This is a genomic window from Streptomyces sp. MJM8645 (genome assembly GCF_001625365.1).
Classification (GTDB): Bacteria; Actinomycetota; Actinomycetes; order Streptomycetales; family Streptomycetaceae; genus Kitasatospora.
Genome location: NZ_LJJF01000001.1, coordinates 3,038,057 through 3,053,810, shown reverse-complemented (window position 1 = coordinate 3,053,810; position 15,754 = coordinate 3,038,057). Strand labels below are relative to the sequence as shown.

Sequence of the window (15,754 nt, the reverse complement as noted above, 5' to 3'; positions counted from 1 at the left end):
CCACGCCACCGCCCCGCCCGGCCGCCCGGCTGAGCGGGGCGGCGGCGTGTGCGCCGCTATTGTGCTGATTGTTCCCGCTGAGCCGTCCGTCACATTCCGCGCTGTCGCGGACCAGGAACGGCTCCCGGGAACGCCGCGGTACGCCACGATGGGAGCGCGCCACGGCAGGCAAACGTGTGTTTGAGGAGGCCCGGGGATGGACGCGACGAGTCAGGCGGTGGGGACGACGGCCACGGCCGGCGGACCGGTGGTCGGCGGACAGGCCGGCCCGGCGGACCCGCTGGTGCCCTACCTGTCCGCCGACTTCCCCTGGTACGGCCTGGACGACGGCTGGACCGGCCGCCGCTACCTGATGCAGGCCGGCGCCGGCGGCCCCCGGGCCGGGGCGCCCGGCAGCGTCGACTACGGCAGCCTCGGCCACGGCGAGGAGCCGGCCAGGCAGTACGAGCCGCGCGACATGCGCAGGTTCGCGGTCGTGGTCACGGTGGCCCGCCGGGACAGCCGCCGCAGCGCCGACAACACCGGCACCCTGGAGGCGACCTCCGCCTCCTCCGCCGCCTGGCTGGCAGGCTCGGGCCTGCTCGCCTCGACCTGGCCCGGCCAGCTCGACCGCGCGCTGCGCCAGGACTGGCTGGACCAGCAGAGCACCCTCGCGTGGGACCTCGCCGACGACCTGGCCGGCCCCGGCTGGTCCACCCTCAGCCTCCCGGTGAACGGCCTGCCGCAGCCCTTCCGCTACCGCGAGTCCGAGTACGGCTGGGTGCTCGCCGGCGAGGCCCCCGGCGTCCTGCTCGGTGCCTACGGCCGCGGCGTCAGCGCCTACGGCGCCGGCTTCGCCACCGCCCCCGACCTGACCGCCTACACCCGCCCGTAGGGCGCGAGGACGCCGAGCACGCCGAAGGGGCCGGGTGGTCGAACCACCCGGCCCCTTCGGCGACGCGTCGTCAGAACTTGTTCTTCGGGGTCAGCCCGAGGGAGAGCCCGGAGAGGCCGCGCTGGCGGCCGCCGAGCTTGCCGGCGACGGCGCGCAGGGCGGCGCCGGCCGGGGAGTCGGGGGCGGCGAGCACGACCGGGCGGCCGTCGTCGCCGCCCTCGCGCAGGCGCACGTCGATCGGGATCGAGCCGAGCACCGGGACGGTCGCGCCGACGGTGCGGGTGAGCGCGTCCGCGACGGTCTGGCCGCCGCCGGTGCCGAAGACGTCGATCATCTCGTCGCAGTGCGGGCACGGCATGCCGGACATGTTCTCGATCACGCCGACGATCTTCTGGTGGGTCTGCACCGCGATGGTGCCGGCCCGCTCGGCCACCTCGGCGGCGGCCATCTGCGGGGTGGTGACGATCAGGATCTCCGCGTTGGGGACCAGCTGGGCCACCGAGATCGCGATGTCGCCGGTGCCGGGCGGCAGGTCCAGCAGCAGGACGTCCAGGTCGCCCCAGTAGACGTCGGCGAGGAACTGCTGGAGCGCGCGGTGCAGCATCGGGCCGCGCCAGACCACCGGGGCGTTGCCCGGGGTGAACATGCCGATCGAGATGACCTTCACGCCGTGCGACTGCGGCGGCATGATCATGTCCTGGACCTGGGTGGGCCGGCCCTCGACGCCGAGCATGCGGGGCACGCTGTGGCCGTAGATGTCGGCGTCCACGACGGCGACCTTCAGGCCGTCGGCGGCCATCGCGGCGGCCAGGTTGACCGTGACGGAGGACTTGCCGACGCCGCCCTTGCCGGAGGCGACGGCGTAGACCCGGGTCAGCGTGCCCGGCTTGGCGAACGGGATCTCCCGCTCGGGGGCGCCGCCGCGCAGCAGCTGGGAGAGCTCCTTGCGCTGCTCGTCGCTCATCACGTCGAGCTCGACCTCGACGCCGGTCACACCGGGCACGCGGCCGACCGCTTCGCGGACCCGGGTGACGATGGTGTCGCGCATCGGGCAGCCGGAGACGGTCAGGTAGACCGCGACGCGCACCGCGCCGTCCTCGGCGATCCCGACCGATTTCACCATGCCGATCTCGGTGATCGGGCGGTTGATCTCCGGGTCGTTGACGGTCGCCAGCGCCTGGCGTACGGACTCCTCCGTGACGCCGGCCGCGACCTCTGTCTCGTTGGCCATGCCTTGATGGTACGGCGCTCGGGGGATCCCCTAACCCGCCGGTAGCGTGCCGCCGGTCACAGCGTCCCGGAGGGCTCCCGGCGCTCCTCGATCTCCTTGAGCAGGGACTGGAGTTCGGAGCGGATGAAGTCTCGGGTGGCGACCTCGCCGAGCCCGTGCCGCAGTGCCGCGACCTCGCGGGTCAGGTACTCGGTGTCCGCGATGTTGCGGTCGCTGCGGGCCCGGTCCTGCTCCATGTTGACCCGGTCCCGGTTGTCCTGGCGGTTCTGCGCGAGCAGGATCAGCGGGGCCGCGTAGGAGGCCTGGAGGGACAGCACCAGGGTGAGGAAGATGAAGGGGTAGCTGTCGAAGCGCACGTTCTCCGGCAGCAGGGTGTTCCAGGCCACCCAGATGATGATCACCACCGTCATCCAGACGATGAAGCGGCCGGTGCCCAGGAACCGCGCGATCCGTTCGGAGAGCTTGCCGAACGCCTCCGGGTCGTAGGCGGGCAGCGAGATCAGCCCGGGCCGGGCGGTGCGGGGCTGGTCGAGCCGGGTGCGGGCCGGGCCGGCCACGGAGATCTCGGCGCGCCGCTCCCGGCCGCCCTCCCGGCCGCGCAGTTCGCGCAGCTGGCGCAGTTCCCGCAGTTCGCTCTGGATGCGTTGGCGGGGGGACTCGTCCCGCCGCCCCTTGCGGTCAGCGTCCACCGTGCACCTCTTCCCTCGTGCCGTCCGTGTCGTCGTGGCCGTGCAGGACGGACTCGCGCCAGTCCTCCGGCAGCAGGTGGTCGAGCACGTCGTCGACGGTCACCGCGCCGAGCAGGTGGTCGGCCTCGTCGACGACCGGCGCGGACACCAGGTTGTAGGTCGCCAGGTAGCTGGTGATCAGCGACAGCGGGGTGTCCGGCGGCAGCGGGTCCAGGTCGTCGTCGACCAGCGAGCCGACCAGCACGTACGGCGGCTCGCGCAGCAGCCGCTGGAAGTGCACGGTGCCCAGGTACTTGCCGGTCGGGGTCTCGTTCGGCGGCCGGCAGACGTACACCTGCGCGGCGAGCGCGGGCTTGTGGTCGGAGACCCGGATGCGGGCGAGCGCCTCGGCCACGGTCGCGTCCGGCTCCAGCACGACCGGCTCGGTGGTCATCAGACCGCCGGCGGTGTTCTCCTCGTACGACAGCAGGCGGCGGACGGGCTCGGCCTCGTCCGGCTCCATCAGCTGGAGCAGCCGCTCGGCCTCGTCGTCGGGCAGTTCGGAGAGCAGGTCGGCGGCGTCGTCCGGGTCCATCGCCTCCAGGACGTCGGCGGCGCGTTCGTCCTTGAGCTTGCCGATGATCTCGACCTGGTCGTCCTCGGGCAGTTCCTCCAGGACGTCGGCGAGCCGCTCGTCGTCGAGCGCGGCGGCCACCTCGGCGCGGCGCTTGGCGGACAGGTGGTGCATGACGCTGGCGAGGTCGGCGGCGCGCAGCTGGTCGAAGGTGGCGAGCAGGTTGGCGGCGCCCTGGTCCTGCTCGGGCAGCGTGAAGCCGGTGACGTCCTGCCAGTCCAGGGTGAGCCGCTCGCCCTTGCCCTTGCGCAGCCGGCCGGCCCGGCCGACCTGGACGAAGACCTTGCTGATCTCCCACTCGCGCATCCGGGTCTGCACCATCCCGACGTCCAGCACGGTGACGTCCTCACCGGTCTTGGACCAGGTGACGGTGCGGTCCAGCAGCTCGGCGAGCACCAGGGTCTCGGACGGGCGCTGCTCGAAGCGCCGCAGGTTGATCACGCCGGTGGCGAGCACCTGGCCGGACTCCAGGCTGGTCACCCGGGTCATCGGCAGGAAGATCCGGCGCCGGCCGACCACCTCGACCACCAGGCCCAGGACCCGCGGCGGGCGGCCGCCGAGCCGCAGCGAGACGACGACGTCACGGACCCGGCCGACCTGGTCGCCGTTCGGGTCGAAGACGGCGAGGGCGGAGAGGTGGGAGATGAAGACCCGGGTGCCTGGCCCTGCCATGAACTCCCTCTACTCGTTCGACGCCGTGCCGGGTACGCCGGGGCGCACCTGCGGGCAAGGCTACCCGCGTGTCGCGAGCCCGGCCCGACGAGGCACGGTACACAGCCGAGGAGTCCCGGGCGTGAATCTTTAGCGGCGCTTGAACAGCAGTTTGGGCAGACCGGCCGGGACGGGGCGGCGGGTGGTGGCCGCGGTGGGCATCGGCTGGGCGGCGTGCGAGCCGTCCGGCATCGCGCCCGGACGCTCGGTCAGCGCTCCGGCGGGCTCCAGGCGCAGCACCCGGCACTCGCGGGCCCAGCGGTCGGTGATGGTGTCGGTGTCGGGCGCGTTCAGCCGCTTGCCCTTGAGCTCCTCGACGGCGCCCAGCCAGGCCTCGCCGCCCGGGGCCAGCTCCGAGACCCGGGCGCTCCAGCCGGTCAGCCGGCCGCCCTTGTCCTTGCTGCGGACGGTCACCACCGCGCCGGATCCGGCGGTCAGGCCGTGCAGCGGCTGCTCGCCGCCCTCGCCGACCACCACCACGGCGCCGTCGTGCCAGGCGTGCCAGAGCGGGCGGGCCTGCTCCTGGCCGTCCGCGCGGACCCAGAGGAGGCCGGACTTCTTCGCGGCCTCCTCCAGCAGGGCCTGGTCGAGGAGGTCGTCGGCGGTCGCGGCGGCGGGCGTACGGTCCATGGCGCCCAGGGTACGACCTCCGCCGTCCACGAGTTGTCTCAGCCGTCGGGCGACAGTTCCATCGGCTTGCCACGGGCCTTACCGTAGGAGCGCCCAGCCCCGGCCTGGTCCAGCCCGGCCCGGGCCGGTCCAGCCCCGGCCCGGTTCAGTCCGGCCCCCGCCTCGCCCCAGCCCACGTGACCAGCAGAGGAGCGCCGTGCCCGCCGCCCGGCCCGCGACCGCACCCGCACCAGCCGCCACCGCCACCGAGCCGGCGCACCCGCTCCCCACCGCCGACCTGCTGCTACTCGCCGTCTCCATCGCCGGCATCTCGCTGTCCGGCCCGCTGATCAGCGCCACCGCCGCGCCCGCGCTGGCGATCGCGTTCTGGCGCAACGTCATGTCGGTCGGCGTCCTCGGCCCGTACGCGCTGCTGCGCCACCGCGCCGAACTGCGCGGGATCGGCCGGCGGGCGCTGCTGCTCGCGATCGCGGCGGGCGTACTGCTCGCCGTGCACTTCGCGCTCTGGATGCCCAGCCTGCGGATGACCTCGGTGGCCTCGGCGACCGCCCTGGTCACCACCACCCCGCTGTGGACCATCCTGCTGATGCGACTGCTCGGCGTCCGCGCCCCCCGGATGGTCTGGCTCGGTACGGGCGTGGCCTTCGCCGGCGTGCTGGTGCTGACCGGCGTCGACCTCTCGCTCTCCCCGCGCGCGCTGCTCGGCGACGCGCTCGCCCTCGGCGCGGGCCTGGCCGCCGCCGGGTACATGCTGCTGGGCGCGGAGGTCCGCAAGACCGTCAGCACCACCGCGTACACGCTGGTCTGCTACGCCACCACGGCGGTGGGCCTGCTGGCGATCTGCCTGGTCGCCGGGACGCCGCTGGCCGGCTGGCCGGCCGGGGTGTGGTGGCAGATCGTGCTGCTGATGGTCGCCGCCCAACTGCTCGGCCACTCGCTGAGCAACCGCGTGGTGCGCAGCCTCGGCCCGTCGATCACCTCCACCGCGATCCTGCTGGAGACGCCGGGCGCGGCCCTGATCGCCGCCCTGTGGCTCGGCCAGTGGCCCCCGGTGGCGGCGTATCCGGCGGTGGTGCTGATCCTGGTGGGCCTGGTCCTGGTCGCCCGCGGCGGCCGGCGGTAGCGGTCGGCGGGCGCCACGGGCGGCTACAGCCAGCCGTTGCGGCGGAAGCCCCGGTACATCCCGACGCAGATCAGCATGATGGCGCCGAGCACCATCGGATAGCCGTACTTGTGGTGCAGCTCGGGCATGTACTCGAAGTTCATGCCGTACACGCCGGTGATCATGGTGGGCACGGCGAAGATCGCCGCCCAGGCGGTGATCTTGCGCATGTCCTCGTTCTGCGCCACCGAGACCTGCGCCAGGTTGGCCTGGAGCAGCGAGTTCAGCAGTTCGTCGAAGCCGTGCACCTGCTCGGTGACCCGGGCCAGGTGGTCGGCGACGTCCCGGAAGTACTTCTGGATGTCCGGGTCGACGAGGCGCTGCAGCGGCTCGGACAACTGCTGCATCGGGCGCAGCAGCGGCACCACGGCCCGCTTGAACTCCAGTACCTCGCGCTTGAGTTGGTACACCCGGCCGACGTCGGCGCTGCGCCCGCCCTTGGCCGAGAAGACGCCGTACTCGATCTCGTCCACGTCGTTCTGCAGCCGCTCGGAGACCAGCAGGTAGTTGTCCACGACGTGGTCGGCGATCGCGTGCAGCACCGCGGACGGGCCCTTGGCGAGCAGTCCGGACTCGTCCGCGTCGGCCTCCAGCCGGTGCCGCAGCTCCTGCAGCGAGCCGTGGCCGCCGTGCCGGACGGTGATCACGAAGTCCCGCCCGGCGAAGACCATCAGCTCGCCGGTCTCCACCACCTCGCTGGTCGGGGTGAGCTGGTCGTGCTCGACGTAGCGGATGGTCTTGAAGACGGCGAACAGCACGTCGTCGTAGCGCTCGACCTTGGGCCGCTGGTGCGCGTGCACCGCGTCCTCGACTGCGAGCGGGTGCAGGCCGAAGCGCTGGGCGATGCCCTCGAACTCGGCCTCGGTCGGCTCGTGCAGCCCGATCCAGCTGAACGAGCCGTCCCCGTCCGGGAGTTGGTGTGCGGCCTTGATCCGGCGGGCGGCCTCGCGGGGGCTGCAGGTCTCGCCGTGGCGCTTGCCGTGCTGGTACACCGCGCAGTCGACGACCGCCGAGCCGGCGCCCACCGGGACGGCGTCGTACGCGCCGACCGCGGAGCGGCGGCGGTTGGTGCGGACGGCGGCGCGCAGGCTGTTGATCATCGACATGGCAGGCTCCCTGGAACAGGAGCCGCCGCACAGCGGCGTAGGGGTCCCCCCGGTCGGAAGGCGGGGGAGGAGCGGGCGGCCGTGGTGCGACGGCGAAGAACACCGGTGAAGGGGGGTGAGGGTGCTCTCCCGGCCGGTTCGTCCGCGTCCGGCCTGCCCGGGCTACCTCGGCTGGATCAGCCGGTTCAGCCTGCGTGGCGAGGGGTACGGGGAAGTCGGGGCCGGGTAGAGCTGCCGGTACTGCATGGTCGGCCGGTATCCACCGCAACCACCTCCTTCGTGCCGCCGCCCCGGGAACCTGAGGATTCCCGGTGGCCAGTCGCTCACCCTAACATCTGACCGACCATCGGCGCCCCGGGCTTTCCCGAGGCTTTGCCCGGGCCGCCCGCACACGGCCGGCCCGCCCCCGGGGGTTACGCTCACCGGCATGGCGCACGACTTCCCGCTCTTCGGCGAACCCCACGGCGGCAGCTCCCCGGCGCTCTCCCGGGAAGCGGTGCTGGCCGCCGTCGAGGCCCGGCTGATCACCACCTTCGGCGAGCCGAGCGGCCGCGCCGCGGTCACCTTCCTCGGCACCGACCGGATCGAGGTGCTGCGTTTCGGCCCGGATGCGGACGGCCTGGTCCGGTACGCGACGCTCGGCATGGCCGCCGCGCCGATGGCCGACCCGACCGCACCGGTGGCCGACCAACTGCGCGGCCCGCGCGCCGAACTGGTGCTGACCGTCCGCGGCGGGCGCGACAGCGTGCTGCGCAGCCTGGCCACCCTGGCCGCGACCCCGCAGGTCGAGGGACTGGTGGTGGCCCCCGGCGGCTCGCTGGACCTCGGCGCCCCGCTGTGGGACGGCGCGCCGTTCACCTCGGTGCTGGCCGCCGAGCCGGGCGGCCTGGTGCCGGACCTGGAGCTGGACGAGCCGGCCGACCCGGTCCGCTTCCTGCCGCTGCTGCCGATGACGCCCAACGAGGCCGGCTGGAAGCGGGTGCACGGCGCGGCCGCGCTCCAGGAGCGCTGGCTGGACCAGGGTGCCGACCTGCGCGACCCGGACCGCCGCGGCGTCCGGCTGGACTGACCGGGGCTCAGGCCGCGGGTCTCCCGTCCTGGCCCCGCGCTCCCGCCGCGCCCCCGCACCCCGGCGTGCGGCCCTCAGCCGCCGATCGGCTTCGCGCCGGTGGCCTGCGCCAGCAGGGCCTCGTACACCGCGGGATCGGTGGTGTGCTCGCCGAGCCGGACGGTCTTGCGGCTGCCGTGGTAGTCGCTGGAGCCGGTGACCAGCAGCCCCAGTTCGCCGGCCAGGCCGCGCAGCCGCACCCGGGTCTCCTCGTCGTGGTCGGTGTGGTCGACCTCCAGCGCCGCCAGCCCGGCCGCCGCGAGGTCGGCGATCACCTGGTCCGGGACGGTCCGCCCGCGCTTGACCGCGCCGGGGTGGGCGAACACCGGCACCCCGCCGGCGGCCCGGACCAGCCGGACCGCCTCGATCGGGTCGGTCTCGTGCTTGCGGACGTCCGCCCGGGCGCCGTTGGCCAGCCACTCGGCGGTGAAGGCGTCCGAGACGGTGGCCACCACGCCCGCCTCGACCAGCGCGCTGGCGATGTGCGGGCGCCCGACCGAGCCGGCCCCGGCGATCCGCTGCACCTGCTCCCAGCTGATGTCCGCGCCGAGTTCGCGGCAGCGCTCGACGACCGCCCGCCCGCGCCGGAACCGGTCGGTGCGCACCAGCTCCCGCTCGCGCGCGAACTCCGGCTCGTCCGGGTCGAACAGGTACGCCAGCAGGTGCATGCTGACGCCGCCCACCACGCAGGACAGTTCGGCGCCCGGGACGACGGTCAGTCGGCTGCCGGCCGGCAGCGCGCGCACCGCCCCGGCGGCCTCGGCGTGGCCCGCGACGGTGTCGTGGTCGGTGAGTGCCACGACGTCGAGGCCCGCGGCCACGGCCGCCGCGACCAGTTCGGCCGGGCTGTCGGTGCCGTCGGAGGCGTTGCTGTGGGCGTGCAGGTCGATGCGCACGGGGCGGACTCCTGGGGGCTCGGGGTGCCGCCCAGGATAGGACAGGGCGCCAGGCCCCGGCCGGACGGGACTTATCCCAGCAGGCGGGGGGAGAGGGCCCCGCAGGGGAGCAGGTCCAGTTCGGCGCCGGCCTCGCGCAGGTCGGTGAGGACGAGTTCGTCGTACATCACCAGGGCGGACTGCTCGGGCCAGGCGACCGCCCAGAGCCAGAGGCCGCGGGCCTCGCCGACGAACACCGCGCGGTCGGCCGGGGCGTCCGGGATGTGGAACATCGGGGTGGGCCGGCCGGCGGCCAGCAGCTTGGCGTCGGCGGGCTTGTAGAGGCCGACGGAGTCGCCCGGATCGGGTCCGGGCATCCCGGCGTAGCGGGCGCCGAGGCCGACCCCCAGCTCCTCGGCGACGAGCACCAGCTCGCCGAAGCCGCCGAGCGGGGCCGGTCCGGAGCAGGCGACGGCGGTGGCCCGGGCGCCGGAGACGTCGTCGCCGACGTGGGCGATGCCGGTGTAGAGCCAGCCGACCGGGAGCGGCCAGGGCAGCCAGACGGGGACCTGCGAGCGGGCGACGGCGACGCCCAGGGCTTCGACGCTCGGTGGCAGTACGGGCTGCATCGGGTGCACGGCTCCGTGCCGGTCGCACTGCCAGGTGTCTGAGAACAGACCGGGGGCGCGGACCCGACCGGCGCACCTCGGGCAGCTTGGCTCGCCCCTCATAGGCGACAACGCTCCTCCCTCCGGACCGCCGCGTCAAGGACGATCACCCGTACGGAGGGCTCGGCGGCACCTGTCGGTGGCGGGGCCCGTTCGGCGCGGGGTGGGGCGGCGCGGCACGGGCGGTTCCCGTTGGGGGATGTCCCGTGGCGGGCGGCGGCAAACGTCGACGGGCGCAGGGCCCGGACACACTGACGCCCCGTCATCGGCGATTGCGGTGACAGGGCGTCAGTCGGGTATCGGAACGTCCGGATCGGACGCTCCCGGCTCGTCGGCGGCGGGTGAGGGCTCCCGGTCGGAGGCGCCGCGCGTGGTCAGACGGTCGGGCACGGGCGGATGAGCAGGCGCTCACCGGTGCGGGCGGCGGCCTGGACGAACTCGCGGACGGTCTCGGCGTCGGCTATCAGGCGGTCGGCGGCGGAGCCGTTGGCGTCGTCCAGTCGAACGATCTCGAAGCGCATGGTCTTCGTCATGGGCGTCTCCTGTTCCTGCCCCGTCGGTCGGGGCGATTGCGGCTGGGTGGATACCAGCCCTTGAGGGGTCCTACGGGTCCGGCGGTGCGGCCGGATCGCTCGGTTCGTACGTGCGGCGGTCTGCTGCGGCAAGGGCTCCCCCTGCTTGCCCGGTGCGTCTGGTGCCTCGTGAACCACGGTGACGTGGTGGTGCTTCCGGGTCGTTGCCCGCCCGTGAAGTCCAGGTTTCGGCTGATTCGCGCCGACGCGGAGGCCGGCGATGATTCCCGGACAGAATCAAAGATTACCGTAACTAACGACTTTTGTCCTGTGTTGAAGACGGTCGAACTTCGAGAAGTGGTTCAGACCACTCTCCGGATCGGCCCGGTTCAGGCCCAGAACGCGGCCAGCGCCCCGGCCGTGGCGGCCGGGCGTTCGGCGTTGGGGGAGTGGCCGGCGTCCTCGACGACCACCCGGCGGGCCCCCAGGCGCTCCGCCATCCGGGTCTGCTCCGGCACCGGCCAGGCGTAGTCCCGCACCCCGGACAGCACCAGCACCGGCAGGCCGGCGGTGGCGGCGGCCAGCTCGGCCACCCGGTCCGGCGCGGCGACCAGATGACCACCGGTGACACTCAGCGACAGCGGCACGTTGGCCAGCCAGCGGCGGTACAGGAACTCCGCGACGGCCGGCTCCGGGCGCTGCTTCTGGTCCCCGCTGCCCTCCTCCATCTGCCGCATGACCTGCCAGATCTCCTCCAGGCTCATGACCGGCAGCACGTCCAGCAGCAGCTTGGTGCGGGCCGCCTCGGCCGGATCGATCGCGCCCGGGCCGGTGGACATCAGGGTCAGCGAGCGCCACGGCGACGGGCCGTCCGCGGCCGCGGCCAGCACCGCCTCCCGGACCACCTGGCCGCCGAAGGAGTGCCCCAGCAGGTGCGGCGGCCCGCCGCCGTCGGCGGCCACGGCCTCGGTGAGCGCCCGGACGTCCGCGCCGAGCGCCTCGACGGCGTACGCGGCCGGGTCGTCCGGGCCGCCGGTCTCGTACTGGCCGCGCTGGTCGACGGCGGTCACCCGGTAGCCCGCCGCCGCCAGCGGCTCCAGCAGGGCGATGAAGTCCTCCTTGCTGCCGGTGAAGCCCGGCACCAGCAGTGCCGAGCCGCGCACCGGCCCGTCCGGCTCGGCCCGCAGCGCGGCGAACCCGCCGCGGCTGGTCGACAGCCGCAGCGCGCGGGCGCAGCGGGGAAGGGTGAGGAACGGCGGCGTGCTCATGGGCTGCTCTCCTGCGGGCGACTGGCCGGTAACCCCGACCCTATCCAGCCTGCGCCGGAACGCCGGAACGCCGGAACGCCGGAACGCCGGAACGCCGGAGGGGGCGGGCCAGGCCACCAGGGGCCCGGCCCGCCCCCTCCGGGGCGGGGTGCGTCAGCTCTCCGGGGTGGTCTCCGGCGCGGCGGCGGCCTTGCGGGCCCGGGTGCGCTTGCGCGGGGCCGGGACCTCGGTCGCGGCGTCGGCGGCCGCAGCCTCCGGAGCCGCCGGGGCGGTCGCGGCCTCGGCCTTGGGCTTGCGGGTGCGCGTCCGGGTGGCCGGCTTCTCCGCGACGGCGGCCTCGGCGGCCGGTGCCTCGGCGACGGCCTCGACGGCCTCTGCCTTGGGCTTGCGGGTGCGCGTCCGGGTGGCCGGCTTCTTCGCGACGGCGGTCTCGACGACGACCTCGGCGGCGGGTGCCTCGGCCGGCGCCTCGACGACGGCCTCGACGGCCTCCGCCTTCGGCTTGCGGGTGCGCGTCCGGGTGCGGGCGGCCGGCTTCTCCTCGACGACGGCCTCGACGACGGCCTCGGCGGCGGCCACGACGGCCACCGCGGCCGGAACCTCGGCCGGGGCCTCGGCGACCGGAGCCGCCACGGCCGCCTCGGTCACCGCGACGGCCTCGGCCACCACAGCGGCCTCGCCGGCGGCGGCGCCGCGCGAACGGCGGCGACGGCGGCGCGGGGCCGCCTCGCCCTCGGTGCCCTCGACGGCCGGGGCCGCGGCGGCCTCGACGACGCTCCCGGCCTCGCCCTCGGCGACCGTGGAGCCCCCGCGGGTGCGGCGGCGCTCACGGGTGCGGCGCGGCTTCTCCTCGGTCGCCACGGCGGCCTCAGGGGCGCCGGTGCGGCCGGCGCCGCTGCGCGGGCCCTTGGCCCGGGCGGTGCGCGCACCGCGCCCGCCGGTCTCGCCGAGGTCCTCGACCTCCTCCGCGCCGAGCCCGGCCCGGGTCCGCTCCGAACGCGGCAGCACACCCTTGGTGCCCGGCGCGATCTTCAGCAGCTCGTACAGGTGCGGCGAGGTGGAGTAGGTCTCCTCCGGGTCGTTGAAGGTGAGCTCCAGCGCCTTGTTGATCAGCTGCCAGCGCGGGATGTCGTCCCAGTCGACCAGGGTGACGGCGGTGCCCGAGGCGCCGGCCCGGCCGGTGCGGCCGATCCGGTGCAGGTAGGTCTTCTCGTCCTCGGGGCACTGGTAGTTGACCACGTGCGTGACGCCCTCGACGTCGATGCCGCGGGCGGCGACGTCGGTGCAGACCAGCACGTCGACCTTGCCGTTGCGGAACGCGCGCAGCGCCTGCTCGCGGGCGCCCTGGCCGAGGTCGCCGTGGACGGCGCCGGCCGCGAAGCCGCGCTGGGTCAGCTGGTCGGCGACGTCGGCGGCGGTGCGCTTGGTCCGGCAGAAGATCATCGCCAGCCCGCGGCCGTCGGCCTGGAGGATGCGCGAGACGAGCTCGACCTTGTCCAGCGAGTGCGCGCGGAAGATGTGCTGCTCGATGTTGGCGACGGTGGTGCCGGTGTCGTCCGGGGCGGCGGCCCGGATGTGGGTGGGCTGGCTCATGTACCGGCGGGCGAGGCTGATGACCTGACCCGGCATGGTGGCCGAGAACAGCAGGGTCTGCCGCTTGGCCGGCAGCATGGTGATGATCTTCTCGACGTCCGGCAGGAAGCCGAGGTCGAGCATCTCGTCGGCCTCGTCCAGGACCAGCGAGCGGACCTTGGACAGGTTCAGCTTCTTCTGCCCGGCCAGGTCCAGCAGACGGCCCGGGGTGCCGACCACGATGTCGACGCCCTTGGCGAGCGCCTCGACCTGCGGCTCGTACGCGCGGCCGCCGTAGACGGCCAGGACGCGCACGTCGCGGACCTTGCCGGCGGTCTGCAGGTCGTTGGTGACCTGGGTGCAGAGCTCGCGGGTCGGGACGACGATGAGCGCCTGCGGGCCGTCGGAGAGCTGCTCCTCGGTCGCCCGGCCGGCGTCCACGTCGGCGCGCACGACGCACCGCTCGATCAGCGGGAGGCCGAAGCCGAGGGTCTTGCCGGTGCCGGTCTTGGCCTGGCCGATGACGTCGTGGCCGGTCAGCGCGACCGGGAGGGTCATCTCCTGGATGGGGAAGGGGTGGACGATGCCGACGGACTCGAGCGCCTCGGCGGTCTCCGGGAGGATTCCCAGATCCCGGAACGTCGTCTTGATGGGTTCAGCGGTGGTGGACAGGGTGCTGCCTCTTCCGTGTGAAAGGGGCCGAGAGCGAGCGGCGGGCGGGCAGCCGCACGGCTGCGTACGGGCCTGGCGGCCCTGATGCAGCTGAGCGGACGCACAACCGCGCCGGTCCCTGCGGCCGGCCGGTGCGCGCTGCCCTGTGCGGGGCGCGTCGCCGGCGGCGTCGGGGAGGATTCCCATGAGGGACCTGCGCGGGACCTTCGCCAGGGGGCGCGGTCTCGGCGGCCCTCGCTCGGCCACTGATGCGGTGCCAAGGCTTGAAGTCCAAGCCATGGTCGGAGCCGATCGGCTCTCCGACCGGGCATCCGCGTACGTGAGTACCCGTGGCTCCGGTGCGGACACGTCCGGATGGACGGTGCCGCTTCGGAGCGGGCTTGCGCGGGACACCGAGACGGCGGTGACACCGTGCGAACACGACGGGGCTCCGTACCACCATACAGTCAGGCGACGACTCGAACACGTGACGCGTCTGACATTGCCCCTTCCGACCCGGGCCGGAAGCGGTGTTCCGGCCGGTCACCCGGGCGACCGGCCGACGGTCGGCCAGGGTGGGTCCCCCGGGCCGGCGGGACTAAGGTGGCGGGTCATGGAGACCCATGGTGAGACGCAGGACGCCGCGGCCGGCTCGATCGGGGACTGGGCCGCGTGCTCGGCCGACCCCGGCTACCGGGCGGCGGTGCTGGATCTGCTCGGCGCGCTCGCCTACGGCGAGCTGAGTGCCTTCGAGCGGCTCGCCGAGGACGCCAAGCTGGCGCCGGACCTCGCCGACAAGGCGGCCCTGGCCCGGATGGCCTCCGCCGAGTTCCAGCACTACCAGCGCCTGCACGACCGGCTCGCCGAGATCGGTGCCGACCCGCAGGAGGCGATGCGCCCGTTCGTCGAGCCGCTGGAGCTGTTCCACCGGATGACCGCGCCCTCGGACTGGCTGGAGGGCCTGGTCAAGGCCTACGTCGGCGACGCCATCGCGACCGACTTCTACCGCGAGGTCGCCGTCCGGCTCGACGACGACACCCGCGACCTGGTGCTCGGCGTCATGTCCGACACCGGGCACGCCCAGTTCGCGGTGGACAAGGTGCGTCAGGCCATCGAGGCCGACCCGCGTTCCGGCGGCCGGCTCGCGCTGTGGGGCCGGCGGCTGATGGGTGAGGCGCTCAGCCAGGCCCAGCGGGTGGTCGCCGAGCGGGACGCGCTGTCCAACCTGCTGGTCGGCGGCGTCCAGGTGCAGGGCTTCGACCTGGTCGAGGTCGGCAAGATGTTCAACCGGATCACCGAGGCGCACACCCGGCGGATGGCCGCTCTGGGCCTGGCCAGCTAGAGGTCAGGCCGGCCGGTGGCGCCGCGTGCGGTGGACACCGGCCCGGTGCGGGTGGTGCCGGTGCGCCGGGGCCCGCCCGGCGGCGAGGTCCGGCCGGGCCAGCGTCGTGGTCAGCACCGCCGAGGTCAGCGCGGCGGCCGCGATCGACGCCGCCGGGTAGCGCCCGTCCAGGCAGAAGTGCGCCACCGTCCCGCCGAGCAGTGCCGCCGCCAGGGCGGTGCCCAGGGTCAGGGTGCGGGCCGCCCGGAAGTACGCGGGCCGCGCCAGCAGTGCGGCCAGGCCCGCGGCCAGGCCGACGAGGGCGAAGGCGATCGACTCGACCAGCAAAACTGCCTCCCCGGGGACGGGCGCGCGGCGCCGGCGGCCGCACTGTCGCCGTACCCCGGCCGACCCGGCCGTACACGCAACGGTGCCCCGCTCCCTGGGGGAGCGGGGCACCGGGTGAGCAGCTCGGACGACGCCTCAGGCGGTGCCGAAGCCGACCTTGCGGGCGGCCTGCTCGCCGATCTCCACGTACGCCAGGCGCTCGGCCGGGACGATGACGCGGCGGCCGTGCTCGTCGGTCAGCGCGAAGAGCTTCTCCGAACCCTCCAGCGCCTTGGCGATCGCGCTCTGGATCTCATCGGCACTCTGCGTGCTCTCGATCACGATCTCGCGCGGCGTGTTCTGCACGCCGATCTTGACCTCCACGGCTTCCGTCCCTCCGGGGTTGCAGCCTCCACGCGCGGACACCCCGACCGCC

16 protein-coding genes are annotated in these 15,754 nt (G+C 74.3%); 4 read left to right on the top strand and 12 right to left on the bottom strand.

What is annotated here, in order from left to right:
* Nucleotides 1–196: 196 nt before the first annotated feature.
* Nucleotides 197–874 carry a hypothetical protein gene (locus A6F73_RS12905; RefSeq protein WP_063347930.1) on the top strand — a complete coding sequence of 226 codons (678 nt, stop codon included), beginning with the start codon at nucleotides 197–199 and terminating at the stop codon, nucleotides 872–874.
* 70 nt (nucleotides 875–944) lie between these two features.
* Here the strand turns inward: A6F73_RS12905 and A6F73_RS12900 are convergent, their stop codons facing one another.
* From A6F73_RS12900 to A6F73_RS12885, 4 genes are all read right to left on the bottom strand, one after another.
* The gene (locus A6F73_RS12900) at nucleotides 945–2,105 is read right to left on the bottom strand and encodes an Mrp/NBP35 family ATP-binding protein (RefSeq protein ID WP_063347929.1); all 1,161 of its coding nucleotides are present in this window, start codon (nucleotides 2,103–2,105) and stop codon (nucleotides 945–947) included.
* Between the two features lie 56 nt (nucleotides 2,106–2,161).
* Nucleotides 2,162–2,668, bottom strand: a complete 507-nt coding sequence (locus A6F73_RS12895; RefSeq protein ID WP_063351159.1) for a DUF1003 domain-containing protein — start codon at nucleotides 2,666–2,668, stop codon at nucleotides 2,162–2,164.
* 115 nt (nucleotides 2,669–2,783) lie between these two features.
* A complete protein-coding gene (locus A6F73_RS12890; RefSeq protein WP_063347928.1) occupies nucleotides 2,784–4,079 on the bottom strand; it encodes a CBS domain-containing protein in 1,296 nt (431 codons plus the stop codon).
* A 129-nt stretch (nucleotides 4,080–4,208) separates the two neighbouring features.
* Entirely contained in the window at nucleotides 4,209–4,748 is a 540-nt protein-coding gene (locus tag A6F73_RS12885) for a hypothetical protein (RefSeq protein ID WP_063347927.1), read from the bottom strand.
* A 277-nt stretch (nucleotides 4,749–5,025) separates the two neighbouring features.
* Here A6F73_RS12885 and A6F73_RS12880 point away from each other — a divergent pair, with 277 nt between their 5' ends.
* Nucleotides 5,026–5,871 carry a DMT family transporter gene (locus tag A6F73_RS12880; protein ID WP_244293620.1) on the top strand — a complete coding sequence of 282 codons (846 nt, stop codon included), beginning with the start codon at nucleotides 5,026–5,028 and terminating at the stop codon, nucleotides 5,869–5,871.
* 23 nt (nucleotides 5,872–5,894) lie between these two features.
* Here A6F73_RS12880 and corA read toward each other — a convergent pair whose 3' ends face one another.
* Nucleotides 5,895–7,016, bottom strand: a complete 1,122-nt coding sequence (gene corA, locus A6F73_RS12875; protein WP_063347925.1) for a magnesium/cobalt transporter CorA — start codon at nucleotides 7,014–7,016, stop codon at nucleotides 5,895–5,897.
* A gap of 427 nt (nucleotides 7,017–7,443) precedes the next feature.
* On the opposite strand from corA, the gene A6F73_RS12870 reads away from it, so the two are divergent.
* Nucleotides 7,444–8,085, top strand: a complete 642-nt coding sequence (locus tag A6F73_RS12870) for a suppressor of fused domain protein (protein ID WP_079135643.1) — start codon at nucleotides 7,444–7,446, stop codon at nucleotides 8,083–8,085.
* A gap of 74 nt (nucleotides 8,086–8,159) precedes the next feature.
* On the opposite strand, the gene A6F73_RS12865 is transcribed toward A6F73_RS12870, so the two are convergent.
* The 5 genes from A6F73_RS12865 to A6F73_RS12850 all read right to left on the bottom strand — a co-directional run bounded on the left by A6F73_RS12865 (nucleotide 8,160) and on the right by A6F73_RS12850 (nucleotide 13,577).
* Nucleotides 8,160–9,020, bottom strand: a complete 861-nt coding sequence (locus A6F73_RS12865) for a PHP domain-containing protein (protein ID WP_063347924.1) — start codon at nucleotides 9,018–9,020, stop codon at nucleotides 8,160–8,162.
* 71 nt (nucleotides 9,021–9,091) lie between these two features.
* Nucleotides 9,092–9,730 (bottom strand): DUF6758 family protein, encoded by a 639-nt coding sequence (locus tag A6F73_RS12860; protein WP_063347923.1) that lies wholly within the window; start codon nucleotides 9,728–9,730, stop codon nucleotides 9,092–9,094.
* 311 nt (nucleotides 9,731–10,041) lie between these two features.
* Nucleotides 10,042–10,200, bottom strand: a complete 159-nt coding sequence (locus A6F73_RS41415) for a hypothetical protein (RefSeq protein ID WP_159398440.1) — start codon at nucleotides 10,198–10,200, stop codon at nucleotides 10,042–10,044.
* A gap of 368 nt (nucleotides 10,201–10,568) precedes the next feature.
* Nucleotides 10,569–11,447: an alpha/beta fold hydrolase gene (locus A6F73_RS12855; protein WP_063347922.1), complete on the bottom strand. Its 879-nt coding sequence runs from the start codon at nucleotides 11,445–11,447 to the stop codon at nucleotides 10,569–10,571.
* A 153-nt stretch (nucleotides 11,448–11,600) separates the two neighbouring features.
* On the bottom strand, nucleotides 11,601–13,577 hold the full coding sequence (locus A6F73_RS12850; RefSeq protein ID WP_244293376.1) for a DEAD/DEAH box helicase: 1,977 nt from the start codon (nucleotides 13,575–13,577) through the stop codon (nucleotides 11,601–11,603).
* Between the two features lie 706 nt (nucleotides 13,578–14,283).
* Here A6F73_RS12850 and A6F73_RS12845 point away from each other — a divergent pair.
* On the top strand, nucleotides 14,284–15,012 hold the full coding sequence (locus tag A6F73_RS12845) for a ferritin-like fold-containing protein (protein WP_063347921.1): 729 nt from the start codon (nucleotides 14,284–14,286) through the stop codon (nucleotides 15,010–15,012).
* Between the two features lie 3 nt (nucleotides 15,013–15,015).
* Here A6F73_RS12845 and A6F73_RS12840 read toward each other — a convergent pair whose 3' ends face one another.
* Both A6F73_RS12840 and A6F73_RS12835 read right to left on the bottom strand, forming a co-directional pair.
* Nucleotides 15,016–15,339: a hypothetical protein gene (locus A6F73_RS12840; protein ID WP_063347920.1), complete on the bottom strand. Its 324-nt coding sequence runs from the start codon at nucleotides 15,337–15,339 to the stop codon at nucleotides 15,016–15,018.
* 135 nt (nucleotides 15,340–15,474) lie between these two features.
* A complete protein-coding gene (locus A6F73_RS12835) occupies nucleotides 15,475–15,702 on the bottom strand; it encodes a DUF3107 domain-containing protein (protein ID WP_063347919.1) in 228 nt (75 codons plus the stop codon).
* Nucleotides 15,703–15,754: the final 52 nt, after the last annotated feature.

Excerpts from the sequence above, each read along its gene's own strand:
- A6F73_RS12890 (WP_063347928.1), bottom strand. The coding sequence starts at position 4,079 with ATGGCAGGGCCAGGCACCCGGGTCTTCATCTCCCACCTCTCCGCCCTC.
- A6F73_RS12850 (WP_244293376.1), bottom strand. The coding sequence starts at position 13,577 with ATGACCCTCCCGGTCGCGCTGACCGGCCACGACGTCATCGGCCAGGCC.
- A6F73_RS12885 (WP_063347927.1), bottom strand. The coding sequence starts at position 4,748 with ATGGACCGTACGCCCGCCGCCGCGACCGCCGACGACCTCCTCGACCAG.
- A6F73_RS41415 (WP_159398440.1), bottom strand. The coding sequence starts at position 10,200 with ATGACGAAGACCATGCGCTTCGAGATCGTTCGACTGGACGACGCCAAC.
- A6F73_RS12900 (WP_063347929.1), bottom strand. The coding sequence starts at position 2,105 with ATGGCCAACGAGACAGAGGTCGCGGCCGGCGTCACGGAGGAGTCCGTA.
- A6F73_RS12905 (WP_063347930.1), top strand. The coding sequence starts at position 197 with ATGGACGCGACGAGTCAGGCGGTGGGGACGACGGCCACGGCCGGCGGA.
- A6F73_RS12860 (WP_063347923.1), bottom strand. The coding sequence starts at position 9,730 with ATGAGGGGCGAGCCAAGCTGCCCGAGGTGCGCCGGTCGGGTCCGCGCC.
- corA (WP_063347925.1), bottom strand. The coding sequence starts at position 7,016 with ATGTCGATGATCAACAGCCTGCGCGCCGCCGTCCGCACCAACCGCCGC.
- A6F73_RS12870 (WP_079135643.1), top strand. The coding sequence starts at position 7,444 with ATGGCGCACGACTTCCCGCTCTTCGGCGAACCCCACGGCGGCAGCTCC.
- A6F73_RS12845 (WP_063347921.1), top strand. The coding sequence starts at position 14,284 with ATGGAGACCCATGGTGAGACGCAGGACGCCGCGGCCGGCTCGATCGGG.
- A6F73_RS12855 (WP_063347922.1), bottom strand. The coding sequence starts at position 11,447 with ATGAGCACGCCGCCGTTCCTCACCCTTCCCCGCTGCGCCCGCGCGCTG.